The organism is Corallococcus sp. AB049A, from assembly GCF_003668885.1.
GTDB classification, from domain to species: domain Bacteria; phylum Myxococcota; class Myxococcia; order Myxococcales; family Myxococcaceae; genus Corallococcus; species Corallococcus interemptor.
The window spans coordinates 26,440-37,003 of sequence record NZ_RAWL01000028.1 but is presented as its reverse complement, the minus strand read 5'-3'; the positions used below and the strand labels follow the sequence as shown (position 1 = coordinate 37,003).

The window sequence follows — 10,564 nt, the reverse complement described above, 5'->3', positions numbered from 1 at the left end:
GGCAGACATCCCCGCCCGCTCCCCCCGAGACGCCCGGCCCATGTCCTTCTTCGAAGTGCTCTCACCGGTCCCCCAGAAGATGGACATGGGGGGAAACCTCCCCCTGCGCTTCCACACGCGTCCGCTGGCGGGCCAGGTCGTGTGGCCGCTGCTGTCCTTCGTGCTGTTCGTCGTGATTCCCCTGGCCTACGCGCTGGACCAGGGCCTGTCCCCGGCCCGGCTGCGCGAGGAGTGGATGCTGCCCCTGGTGGTGGTGCTCGGCGGCTTCGTGTCCGTGACGTTCATCCTGCGGTGTGTCCGCACGCGGCTGGAGGTGGTGGTCACGGCCTCGGAGGTCTCCCTGCGCGGCGGCGGCGCCCTGAGCGCGTTCACCTGGAGCGAGCCGTTGGAGCACTACGTGGGGCTCGACTGCGAGCGGCGCCACCACCCGGACTGGATTGGCGCGCAGGACGAGTACGGCATCGCGCTGACGCACCACAAGGACCCGGACCGCAACGTCGTCGTGCACTGGGGCCGGGACTCCCGCCGCTTCGAGGACCGGCTCGCGCGCTACGCCCAGCTCCTGCGCCTCCCCGTCCGCCGGGAGCAGCGCGCCGCCCGCCGCTAGACGCGTCGGAGATTTCCGACGCCTCTTGACGTGTCGGAAGTTTCCGACGTATCAATCCGGGCCATGTCCGAACCGGATGTGTTCGCGGCGCTCTCCAATCCGGTGCGCCGGGAAATCCTGCTGCAGCTGCGCAAGGGGCCGCGCGCGGTGAACGACCTGGCGAGCGGCTTCAACCTGGGCCGGCCCGCCGTCTCCGAACACCTCCAGGTGCTTCGCAAGGCGAAGCTCGTCCGCGAGGAGCCGCGCGGCCGCGAGCGCTACTACCACCTGGATCCGCGTCCACTGTCGGAGGTGGACGACTGGCTCAAGGCCTTCACGCACTACTGGAAGCAGCGGCTTGCCGCGCTCGAGGACGTGCTCGACGAGGAGTCCCGAAAATGAATCCCCCCGCCGTCATCCAGCTGGACCACGTGTATGCCCATCCGCCCTCCGCCGTGTGGAAGGCTTTGACGACCCCGGAGCTCCACGCGAAGTGGTGGGCCGCGGGCGACGTGCGGCCCGTCGTGGGCCGCCGCGCCTTCGAGGGGATGAAGCCGGGCTGGCCGGGCGTGCTCGCACGGCTGGGAGCCGCACTCGGCGTCTGAGTGCCCGCCCGCCGAGACGAGCCGTGGACGCACGGGGGGAACGCGGATACAAGGCCGCCGAATGGAGGCCGTCCCCGTGAAGAAGCCCACCCTCGTCACCGAAATCTCGAAGGAGTTCACCTTCGAGGCCGCGCACCGCCTGCCCAACGTTCCGGAAGGGCACAAGTGCTCGCGGGTGCACGGCCACAGCTACCGCATTGAAATCACCCTCCGAGGCCCCGTGCACCCGCACTTCGGCTGGATCGTGGACTTCGCGGAGCTGAACGCCGCCTGGCAGCCGCTGCACGCCCAGCTGGACCACCGGCTGCTCAACGACGTCCCGGGCCTGGAGAACCCCACGAGCGAGCTCTTGGCCGCGTGGCTCTTCGAGCGCGTGAACGTGCCCGGCACCACCGTTGCGCGCATCCGCGTGGCGGAGACGTGCACGTCGTCGTGCACCGTCTACGCGCAGGAAGGCTGAAGCAGGCGCTAGCGCTCGATCTGTCCCAGGTTGGCGTGGATGACCGCGCCATTCAGGACGGGGGTGGTGGCGCAGAGGTAGAGCACGTTGGCGATCTCCTCCGGGTTGATCAGCCGCCCGAAGGTCGTCATCCCCGCCACGCTCGCGCGGACGGCGGGGTCGGCTCCCAGGTGCTCGCGGAGCATCTCCGTGTCGGTGAAGCCCGGGCAGACGGCGGCGGTGTGCACCTGCGTCCCCGCCAGGTCCTGGCAGGTGGCCCGCATCATCCCGATGAGCGCGTGCTTGGTCGTCACGTAGGACGCCACGCCCTTCACGGCCTTCTCCCCCAGCGTGGACGCCACGTAGAGCAGGGACGAGCCGTCCGTGAGCAGCGGCCGCGCCAGGCGGTTGAGCACCAGCGGCGCCACGACGTTGACCTCCAGCACGCGGCGCAGGTGGTCCGCGTCCATGGTCAGCGCGTCGTCATGTTCGTAGAGGGCGGCGTTGTGGATGACGCTCAGGCGGCCCTGTCCGGCGCCGTCGCGCAGCGCCTTCTCCACCGCGGGCTCCCAGCCCGGCACGGCCAGGTCCACCGGGACGTTCACGACGTCCGGCACGGTGCACGGGCTTCGCGACACGTTGATGACGCGCCAGCCCTCCTTGCGGAACCGCTCCGCCGCCGCCCGGCCAATGCCCCGGCTGGCGCCGGTGATGAGGACCTGATCAGACATCGCGTTTCCACTCCCAGGAGGCCCACTGGCCGGGGCCCGAAGCGCACTTCACCACCAGCCCGGTGATGTGGTCGCGGGCCATGGCGCTGCCGTCGCCCACCAGCTCCTCGCCGAAGACGCGCGCCAGCTCCTCCAGCGACACGTTGGCCACCGGGAGCACCGTGACGTCGCGCGCGAGGAAGCGCAGCTCCTCGCCGTTGAAGTGCGCCACGTGGTTGCCCTTTTCGTCCCGCTCCAGCCGCAGGTGCTGGGAGTGGGCGGGCAGGAAGAACGTCTCGTTCCAGGCCTTGCAGCGGGCGATGATGGCCTGCTTGAGCGGACCGTAGTCCGAAAGCAGGCCGTCGTCGGACACCTCCCCCGTCAGCGCGACATAGACGGAGAAGTTGTGCCCATGCAGGTTCTCGCGGTGCGTGGCGGAGAAGATGGTGAAGTGCCCCGCGGAGAACTTCATCTCTTCCTTGTGCAGCTCGAGGGTCGTGGTGCGCGGCGCCATGGGATGGCCCAGGGCATACCACCCGGGGCCAAGGCGGGACTAGAAGAGGAAGTCCGTGGTGAGGAAATCCGACTCTCTGCGGGTCAGGATGGATTGGACGAGCGCCGTGTTGTCCGCCGTCGTCTTCGTCGCCACCAGCGTGCGGATGGAGAACACCCGCAGCGCGTCCGCCACGGACAGCGTCCCCTCCGCGGAGTCCTTGCGGCCGTTGAACGGGAACGTGTCCGGCCCGCGCTGGCACTGGCAGTTGAGGTTGATGCGGCCCACCTGGTTGGAGAACGCGTCGATGAACCGCCCGATGCGCGCCGAGTCCTTCCCGAACAGGCTCAGCTGCTGGCCGAACGGCGAGTCCACCACCAGCTGGATGGCCTCCGCGTCGTCGTCGAAGACCATCACCGGCACCACCGGGCCGAACTGCTCCTCCGTGGCCAGGCGCATCTCCCGCGTAACCGGGTACACCACCGTGGGTGAATAGAACGACTTGGACGCCTGCCCGCCCGTCGCGTTCACCACGCGCGCGCCCTTCCCCACCGCGTCGTCCACCAGCCCCTGGAGGTAGGTCCCCTTGCCCGGCTCCGGCAGCGGCGTGACGGCGACGCCCGGGTCCCAGGGCATGCCGGGCTTGAGCGTGTCCACGGCGGCGGTGAACTTCGCGAGGAACGCGTCCACGACCTTCCGGTGCACCACCAGGAGCTTCAGCGCCGTGCACCGCTGGCCGTTGAAGGACAGCGTGCCGGTGATGCACTCCTTCACGGCGTTATCCAGGTCCGCGTCCTCCAGGATGATGGCCGGGTTCTTCGCGTCCAGGCCCAGCACGGACTTGAGCCGGTGCGGACGCGGGTGCATGCGCTTCAATTCGCTGGCGCCCTTGTTGGTGCCGATGAACGCGAACAGGTCCACCTGCCCGCTCTCCATCAGCGCGCCCACGGTCTCCCGGCCCCGGCCGTAGATGATGTTGATGACGCCGGGCGGGAAGCAGTCCCGGAACGCCTCCAAGAGAGGCCGCACCAGCAGCACGCCGAACTTCGCCGGCTTGAACACCACGGTGTTGCCCATCAGCAGCGCGGGGAAGAGCGTGCTGAAGGTCTCGTTGAGCGGGTAGTTGTACGGCCCCATGCACAGGGCCACGCCCATGGGCGCACGGCGGATCTGCGCCATGATGCCCTGGTCCTGCACGAAGCGGGACGACGTGCGGTCCAGCTCCTTCAGCGCGCGGATGGTCTCCACGATGAGGTCCACCGTGCGGTCGAACTCCTTCTCCGAGTCCGGCTGCGTCTTGCCAATCTCCCACATGAGCAGGTTCACCACGGCGGTGCGCTGGGCGCGCATGGCGGTGAGGAAGCGCTCCACGTGCTCGATGCGCTCGGCGACCTTGAGCCCAGGCCAGACGCCCCGGCCAGAGTCGTAGGCCTTCACCGCAGCCGCCAGTGCGTCCAGCGACTCGCGCGAGGTGAGCAGCGGGGTGGCGCCGATGACCTTCTGCTTCAGCCCTTCCGGGGTCCGGACGAACACGGGGCTTAGTACCGGATTCAGCTCACCGGCCCAGGTGCGCAGCTCGCCGCCCACCAGGTACTCGCGCTGCTCCAGGTACGCGGGCAGCCGCACGCCGGGGGGAATCTGCTCTTCGGAGGGAAAGAGGGTGTCGAGTGCCGTCATGGACGGCCTTTCTAATGGGACACCCGGCCCCCGGCACGATTTCCCGCCATGATGAAACCATGATGAGGAGACGAGCCCGCCGTGCGGTTCGATGCGGGGCGCATCTGGATGATGGCTCCACCCTGATGCGCGAGAGGTGGTTCATGCTGAAGTCCCTCCTGAGAAGCACGCTGCCGCTGTTCCTGATGATGTCCGCCGCGCCCGTGGGAGCCCAGCCCGACGCGGGCACAGCCGCCACGAGCGTCATCATCGGCACGGTGATTGACGTCGAGACCAAGAAGCCCGTGGGGGACGTGGTCGTCATCGCGAGGTCGCCGAGCATGGAAGGCGAACAGGTCGTCGTCACGGACGCCCAGGGGAACTACCGCATCCCTCAGCTTCCCGCCGGCACGTACGTCTTGCGGTTCGAAAAGGAGGATTTCAAGCCTTACGCCCATGAGATCCAGTTGCTCCCCAATCGCACCCTCCGCGTGAACGCGGAATTGCGGCCGGATCCCTTCCCACAGGTGGAGACCATCATCGGTGCGCCGCCCACCATCGACGTGGGCTCGTCGAACATGGGCGTCAACGTGGACCAGGAGTTCGTCAAGCGCATCGCGGTGGCGCGCCCGGTGGGCAAGGGCGGTGCAAAGCGTGAGTTCGAGTCTCTGGCCGAGGTCGCTCCGAGCGCCAGGTCCGACCAGTACGGCGTGTCCATCAACGGCGCGACCTCACCCGAGAACGGCTACGTGGTGGACGGCCTGTCCACGAACGACCCGGCCTTCGGCGTCAACAGCAGCCCGCTCGACAAGAACGACCGCGCGCGTGCTCCGTCCTGGGCCCTGCCATACATGCCCGTCGTCGTCCCGGACGGTACGCCGCAGACGGTGTACCGCGCCCCGCAGGCCTCGGCGGTCCCCACGCCGCAGCCCGCGCCGGAGCGCACTGTGGCCCCGCAGGGCCAGCGCTTCTTCGACATGTACTTCAAGGGCTACGGCGTGAACCCCACCGTGGACACGGAGGAGGAGCGCTTCTCCACCTTCTCCGTGGACACGGACACGGCGTCGTACACGCTGACGCGCGCCTACCTGGAGCGCGGCGCGCTGCCGGATGAACAGGCCGTGCGCGTGGAGGAGTTCGTCAACACCTTCGACTACGACTACGCCAACGCTCCGGACGCGCCGTTCAGCGTGAACGTGGAGGGCTTCCCCTCCCCCGCGCGCAAGGGCTACCAGGTGGTGCACATCGGCGTGAAGGCGCGCGACGTGAGCCGAGCGGAGCGCAAGCCGGGGCACCTGGTCTTCGTCATCGACGTGTCCGGCTCCATGGATATGGAGAACCGGCTGGGCCTGGTGAAGCGCTCGCTGCGCCTGCTGGTGGACGCGCTGGATGAGCGCGACTGGGTGTCCATCGTCGTCTACGGCACCACCGCCCATCAGGTGCTGGCCCCCACCAACGCCACGCAGAAGGCCGCCATCCTGAGCGCCATCGACAGCGTCCAGTCGGAAGGCTCCACCAACGCGCAGGCCGGCATGGAGCTGGGCTACGCGCTGGCCGCGAGCCACATGATCAAGGGCGGCATCAACCGCATCATCCTCTGCTCGGACGGCGTGGCGAACAACGGCATCGTCGAAGCGGACGGCATCTGGCAGCGCGTGAAGGAGCAGGCGGCGGCGGGCATCACCCTGTCCACCGTGGGCTTCGGCATGGGCAACTACAACGACGTGCTCATGGAGCGGCTGGCCCAGGTGGGTGAAGGCAACTACTCCTACGTGGACAAGCTGGAGGAGGCCCGCCGCATCTTCGTGCAGAACCTCACCGGCACGCTCCAGGTCGTGGCCAAGGACGTGAAGCTCCAGGTGGAGTTCGACCGCAAGACGGTGTCCCGCTACCGCCTCATCGGCTACGAGAACCGGCTGCTCACCAAGCAGCAGTTCAACGACGACCGCGTGGACGCGGGTGAAGTGGGCGCGGGCCACGCCGTCACCGCCCTGTACGAAGTGAAGCTGCGCGACCCGTCGCAGACGAACTTCGGCACGCTGCGCATCCGCTACAAGGCCCCGGAGGGCGGCAGCTCGAAGCTCATCGAGAAGGCCATGCCCGTGACGCTGCTGCGTCCCGCGTATGAGAAGGCCGCCTCCCCCACCCGCCTGTCCTACGTCGCCGCGGCGTTCGCGGAGAAGCTGCGCGGCTCCTACTGGGCGCGGCCGCTCACCTACGACGCGCTCGTGTCGCTGTGGGAGGAGCTGGGCACGCCGCTGAAGGCGCGCAAGGACGTGGCGGAGCTGGGCGACCTCATCCGGCTGGCGAAGAAGCTGGACCGCCGCGAGGACCGCTTCGAGTCCATCGCGCCGGTGCGCACCATGGACGCCGACCGCGTCCCCACCCTCAAGTAGGGACGGGTCCGGATGCCGCGCAGGCTGCTGCCCACCCTCGTCGCCCTCGTGCTCGGCCTCGCCGGGCTCGGGGTCGGCCTGGGCTATCTCCACCGCATCTTCGCCGCGGAACGCGAGGACGCGCGGGCCTCGCTCCGCTCCCGGCGCGAGGCCCTGGAGCAGTACGCCCGCGCGTCGCTGGGACAGGCGCTGCGCGAAGGCCTGGAGGGCGCACGCGGCACGCTGGCGGCGGCGAAGGAGGATCCGCTCGTGGCCACGCCGGGGCTGTACCTGCGGGAACAGGGGGAGCAGGTCCTGCCCCGGCTGGCGCAGTTCGACACGGCCGGAGACGCGCCCGCGAAGGAGCGCTACGCCCGGCTGCGCGCGGGCACGGAGGTCGCGGACGAGGACGAGGGCCCGTGGAGCGAGCGGCTGGAGCGGATGGCGCTGGTGGAGCAGGCGCTGAAGGCGAAGGACCGCAAGGCCACGCTGCTGTCGTTGATGGCGCTGCTCCAGCACCGCGCGCGCTTCGTGCTCGCGTCCACGCGGGACCTGCCGTCCCTGCTGGTGGTGCTGGAGGACGTGGCGGCGCGCGGCGACGTGGTGCCGGACCTGATGCGCGGCCTGGTGCGCGACGGGCTCCTGGATGGGCAGGGCGGTGGGCGGCTGGAGGGCTTGCAGCGGCTGCTCCTGCTCAAGCGCTCGCGCTTCACGCCGGAGGACTTCGAGTTCCTGCGGGAGAAGGTGTCGGCGCTCTCCGCGCGCGTGGGCGTGCCCGTGGCGGACTTCGAGGCGCGGGCGCGCGAGCTGGCCACGACGCCGCTGCCGCTCCCGGAAGCCGTGCGCGAGCCGCTGCTGGTCCGGTCCGGCTGGTACCTGGAACCGCTCCAGGGGGCGGACGTACGCGGGCTGGCGCTGGACCTGCCCGGGCTGCTGGCGGGGCTCACCCGGGAGATGCGCGAGCGCGGCCTGTTGGAGGCGGACGGGCGCGTGGCCCTGCCGGGAGACGCGCCGGTGATGACGCTGGCGTCGCTGCCGGTGGCGGTGGAGTCGTCTGTGTGGGCTCGCGGCGAGGATGCGCTGGAGAGCCGCTACCGGCTCAAGACGCTGATGCTGGCGCTGTGCGCGGTGCTGGCGCTCGTCATCGCGGCGCTGGCCTTCGTGGCCCAGCAGCGCAAGTACCGGTTCCTGGAGCTGAAGAGCGACTTCGTGGCCACGGTGTCGCACGAGTTGCGCACGCCGCTGGCGTCCATCCGGCTGCTCGCGGAGACGCTGGAGTGGCGCGTGGCGGAGGGCGCGGACGCGAAGGACTACCCCGCGCGCATCATCCGCGAGGCGGACGGGCTGGGCTTCCTGGTGGAGAACCTGCTGTCGTTCAACCGCATCGACAAGGGGCGCTGGGTGCCGAAGCTCGCGCCGGTGCGGCTGGATGAGCTGGTCTCCCACCTGCGCCGGGACCTGGAGTCCAGCGCTCCAGTGCCGGTGGAGCTGACCGCGGACGTGGACGCGCGCGAGCTGAACGTGGACGCGCAGCTCCTGCGGCTCCTCCTGGCGAACCTGGCGCGCAACGCGTGCGCGTACAACACCCGCAGCCCCGTGCGGCTGCACGTCCAGACGCTGTCCGGAGGGCGCGTGCACTTCACGGACAACGGCACCGGCATCCCCAAGGCCGAGTGGGAGCGCGTCTTCGGAGAGTTCTACCGGCTGTCCGGCCGCGACGGCCGCGAGGTGCCCGGCAGCGGGCTGGGGCTCGCGCTGTGCCGGCGCATCGCAAGGCTTCATGGAGGCACGCTGCGCGTGGCGGACTCCAGCCCCGAAGGCACGACCTTCGAACTGACCCTTCCCGAGTACCGGAGCACCGCATGACCACCGCCGCCCCCACCGTCCTCGTCGTGGAGGACGACCCGAACCTGCGGCTCGCGCTGCGCGACAACCTGGAGCACCAGGGTGGCTACGCCGTGGAGGAGGCCGCCACGGTGAAGGAGGCGCGCGAGCACCTGTCCCGCCGCGACTTCCAGCTCATCCTCCTGGACGTGATGCTGCCGGACGGAGACGGCTACGCGCTCTGCCGCTCGCTGCGCGAGGAGGGCATGGGCGTGCCGGTGCTGATGCTCACCGCGCGCACGCTGGAGGAGGACGTGGTGCGAGGCTTCGAGTCCGGCGCGCAGGACTACCTGGGCAAGCCCTACCGGCTGCGCGAGCTGCTGGCCCGCGTGGGCGCGCACCTGAAGCGCGGCGGGGGTGTCGCTCCGGCGAAGCTGCTGCGCTTCGCGGGCTACAGCGTGGACCTGGACCGGCGGCGCGTGGAGTCACCGGAGGGCGCGGAGGTGGAGCTGACGCGCAAGGAGTTCGACCTGCTGGCCTTCTTCGTGAAGGAGCGCGAGCGGGCGCTCAAGCGGGACGAAATCCTGGACGCCGTATGGGGCACGGACGTGGTGGTGGATCCGCACACCGTGGACAACTTCGTCTCCAGCCTGAAGCGCAAGCTCAAGTGGACCAGCGCCTCCCGCTTCTCCATCCAGACCGTGCGCGGCGTAGGCTACCGGATGGAGATCGAACGATGAAACGCCTTGTCCTGCCGTGTCTCGCGTTGTTGCTGGCCTCCGCCCCCACGAGCGCCCGGTCCGAGAGCGCCATCTTCGGCACCGTCATCGACGTCGTCACCCGGAAGCCCCTCGACGGTGTGATTGTCACCTTGAGGTCGCCTGCCCTCACGGAGGAGCAGGTCCTACTCACGGACGGCCAAGGATGCTTCCGCTTTCCACGCCTTCTCCCCGGACGTTATGCCCTGCGCTTCGAACAAGATCACTACTACCCGCACGAGAGGGAGGATCTTCAACTCCAAGAGGGGCGCTCGCTCCGAGCACACGTTGAATTGGCTTCGGATCCAAACGCTCCCGAGATCTGGTGAGGTCTTGTCAGTCCCCGGGCACCGGGAAACACTGCCCGAATGGCCTCCGCCCGCCGCGTCCTCGTCCCGCTGCCTGACCACGACTTCGACGTCACCGAAGTGGCCGTGCCCTGGCGCATGCTCACCGACGCGGGGCACGAAGTGGTGTTCGCCACGGAGAAGGGCCACATGCCCGCAGCGGATCCGCTGCTGCTCACCGGCGTGCTCTTCGGACAACTGGGCGCGGACCCGGAGCCCAGGCGCTTCTACGGCGACCTCACGCTGACGCAGGCCTTCCAGAAGCCGCTCACCTGGGACGCGGTGAAGCCGTCGGACTTCGACGCGCTCCTGCTCGCCGGAGGCCACGCGCCGGGCATGCGGCAGTACCTGGGCAGCGGACTGCTCCAGTCGAAGGTGGCGGCGTTCTGGGCGCTCCAGCGGCCCGTGGCGGCCATCTGCCACGGCGTGCTGGTGCTGGCGCGCACGAAGGACCCCGCCACCGGGAGGAGCGTGCTCCACGGCATGCGCACCACGTGCCTGCCCAAGTACATGGAGCGCTCCGCGTACCTGCTCACGGCGTGGAAGCTGGGGCGCTACTACCGCACCTATCCCGCCTACGTGGAGGAGGAGGTCGCCGCCGTGCTCGCGGACCCGGGCCACTTCGAGCGCGGCCCGCGCGTCCTGTCCAAGCGCGGCACCGCGACGGACCACACGCCCGCCTTCGTGGTCGAGGACGGGCGCTACGTGTCCGCGCGGTGGCCGGGGGACGCGTACCTCTTCACGGAGCGCTTCCTGAAGAGGCTGTGAGAC

Annotated in this window: 12 protein-coding genes; 9 read left to right on the top strand and 3 right to left on the bottom strand. The window is 69.6% G+C overall.

Going from position 1 to position 10,564, the window contains the following annotated elements; genetic code table 11:
• The 4 genes from D7X55_RS05260 to queD form a co-directional block, all read left to right on the top strand.
• The coding region (locus D7X55_RS05260) for a hypothetical protein (RefSeq protein ID WP_233609599.1) at nt 1-607 on the top strand (607 nt) is incomplete at its 5' end.
• Between the two features lie 63 nt (nt 608-670).
• Nucleotides 671-988 carry a helix-turn-helix transcriptional regulator gene (locus tag D7X55_RS05255; RefSeq protein ID WP_121722412.1) on the top strand — a complete coding sequence of 106 codons (318 nt, stop codon included), beginning with the start codon at nt 671-673 and terminating at the stop codon, nt 986-988.
• A complete protein-coding gene (locus tag D7X55_RS05250) occupies nt 985-1,191 on the top strand; it encodes an SRPBCC domain-containing protein (RefSeq protein ID WP_120547489.1) in 207 nt (68 codons plus the stop codon). The genes D7X55_RS05255 and D7X55_RS05250 overlap by 4 nt, the downstream gene beginning before the upstream one ends.
• Nucleotides 1,192-1,252: 61 nt before the next feature.
• On the top strand, nt 1,253-1,651 hold the full coding sequence (gene queD / locus D7X55_RS05245) for a 6-carboxytetrahydropterin synthase QueD (RefSeq protein ID WP_120547488.1): 399 nt from the start codon (nt 1,253-1,255) through the stop codon (nt 1,649-1,651).
• Nucleotides 1,652-1,659: 8 nt separating this feature from the next.
• Here queD and D7X55_RS05240 read toward each other — a convergent pair whose 3' ends face one another.
• From D7X55_RS05240 to D7X55_RS05230, 3 genes are read right to left on the bottom strand one after another with little or no spacing between them, the layout of a single operon-like run.
• Nucleotides 1,660-2,361: an SDR family NAD(P)-dependent oxidoreductase gene (locus tag D7X55_RS05240; RefSeq protein ID WP_120547487.1), complete on the bottom strand. Its 702-nt coding sequence runs from the start codon at nt 2,359-2,361 to the stop codon at nt 1,660-1,662.
• Nucleotides 2,354-2,854: a 6-carboxytetrahydropterin synthase gene (locus D7X55_RS05235; protein ID WP_121722411.1), complete on the bottom strand. Its 501-nt coding sequence runs from the start codon at nt 2,852-2,854 to the stop codon at nt 2,354-2,356. Before D7X55_RS05235 ends, D7X55_RS05240 begins: the two co-directional genes overlap by 8 nt.
• A 39-nt stretch (nt 2,855-2,893) precedes the next feature.
• Complete coding sequence (locus tag D7X55_RS05230) at nt 2,894-4,510, bottom strand: NADP-dependent glyceraldehyde-3-phosphate dehydrogenase (protein ID WP_121722410.1); 1,617 nt, start codon at nt 4,508-4,510, stop codon at nt 2,894-2,896.
• 185 nt (nt 4,511-4,695) lie between these two features.
• On the opposite strand from D7X55_RS05230, the gene D7X55_RS05225 reads away from it, so the two are divergent.
• The 5 genes from D7X55_RS05225 to D7X55_RS05205 are packed head-to-tail and all read left to right on the top strand — an operon-like array spanning nt 4,696 to nt 10,561.
• Nucleotides 4,696-6,885, top strand: a complete 2,190-nt coding sequence (locus D7X55_RS05225; protein WP_233609603.1) for a von Willebrand factor type A domain-containing protein — start codon at nt 4,696-4,698, stop codon at nt 6,883-6,885.
• 12 nt (nt 6,886-6,897) lie between these two features.
• Complete coding sequence (locus D7X55_RS05220; protein WP_121722409.1) at nt 6,898-8,730, top strand: HAMP domain-containing sensor histidine kinase; 1,833 nt, start codon at nt 6,898-6,900, stop codon at nt 8,728-8,730.
• A complete protein-coding gene (locus tag D7X55_RS05215; protein WP_120547483.1) occupies nt 8,727-9,428 on the top strand; it encodes a response regulator transcription factor in 702 nt (233 codons plus the stop codon). Before D7X55_RS05220 ends, D7X55_RS05215 begins: the two co-directional genes overlap by 4 nt.
• Nucleotides 9,425-9,775, top strand: coding sequence for a carboxypeptidase-like regulatory domain-containing protein (locus D7X55_RS45715; RefSeq protein ID WP_121722408.1), 351 nt, complete (start codon nt 9,425-9,427; stop codon nt 9,773-9,775). Before D7X55_RS05215 ends, D7X55_RS45715 begins: the two co-directional genes overlap by 4 nt.
• 39 nt (nt 9,776-9,814) lie before the next feature.
• Nucleotides 9,815-10,561, top strand: coding sequence for a type 1 glutamine amidotransferase domain-containing protein (locus D7X55_RS05205; RefSeq protein WP_120547481.1), 747 nt, complete (start codon nt 9,815-9,817; stop codon nt 10,559-10,561).
• The last annotated feature ends 3 nt before the right edge of the window (nt 10,562-10,564 follow it).

What these genes read in the sequence shown, in the direction of transcription:
- D7X55_RS05255 (WP_121722412.1), top strand. Translation starts at nt 671, where the DNA reads ATGTCCGAACCGGATGTGTTCGCGGCGCTCTCCAATCCGGTGCGCCGG.
- D7X55_RS05250 (WP_120547489.1), top strand. Translation starts at nt 985, where the DNA reads ATGAATCCCCCCGCCGTCATCCAGCTGGACCACGTGTATGCCCATCCG.
- queD (WP_120547488.1), top strand. Translation starts at nt 1,253, where the DNA reads ATGGAGGCCGTCCCCGTGAAGAAGCCCACCCTCGTCACCGAAATCTCG.
- D7X55_RS05240 (WP_120547487.1), bottom strand. Translation starts at nt 2,361, where the DNA reads ATGTCTGATCAGGTCCTCATCACCGGCGCCAGCCGGGGCATTGGCCGG.
- D7X55_RS05235 (WP_121722411.1), bottom strand. Translation starts at nt 2,854, where the DNA reads ATGGCGCCGCGCACCACGACCCTCGAGCTGCACAAGGAAGAGATGAAG.
- D7X55_RS05230 (WP_121722410.1), bottom strand. Translation starts at nt 4,510, where the DNA reads ATGACGGCACTCGACACCCTCTTTCCCTCCGAAGAGCAGATTCCCCCC.
- D7X55_RS05225 (WP_233609603.1), top strand. Translation starts at nt 4,696, where the DNA reads ATGATGTCCGCCGCGCCCGTGGGAGCCCAGCCCGACGCGGGCACAGCC.
- D7X55_RS05220 (WP_121722409.1), top strand. Translation starts at nt 6,898, where the DNA reads ATGCCGCGCAGGCTGCTGCCCACCCTCGTCGCCCTCGTGCTCGGCCTC.
- D7X55_RS05215 (WP_120547483.1), top strand. Translation starts at nt 8,727, where the DNA reads ATGACCACCGCCGCCCCCACCGTCCTCGTCGTGGAGGACGACCCGAAC.
- D7X55_RS45715 (WP_121722408.1), top strand. Translation starts at nt 9,425, where the DNA reads ATGAAACGCCTTGTCCTGCCGTGTCTCGCGTTGTTGCTGGCCTCCGCC.
- D7X55_RS05205 (WP_120547481.1), top strand. Translation starts at nt 9,815, where the DNA reads ATGGCCTCCGCCCGCCGCGTCCTCGTCCCGCTGCCTGACCACGACTTC.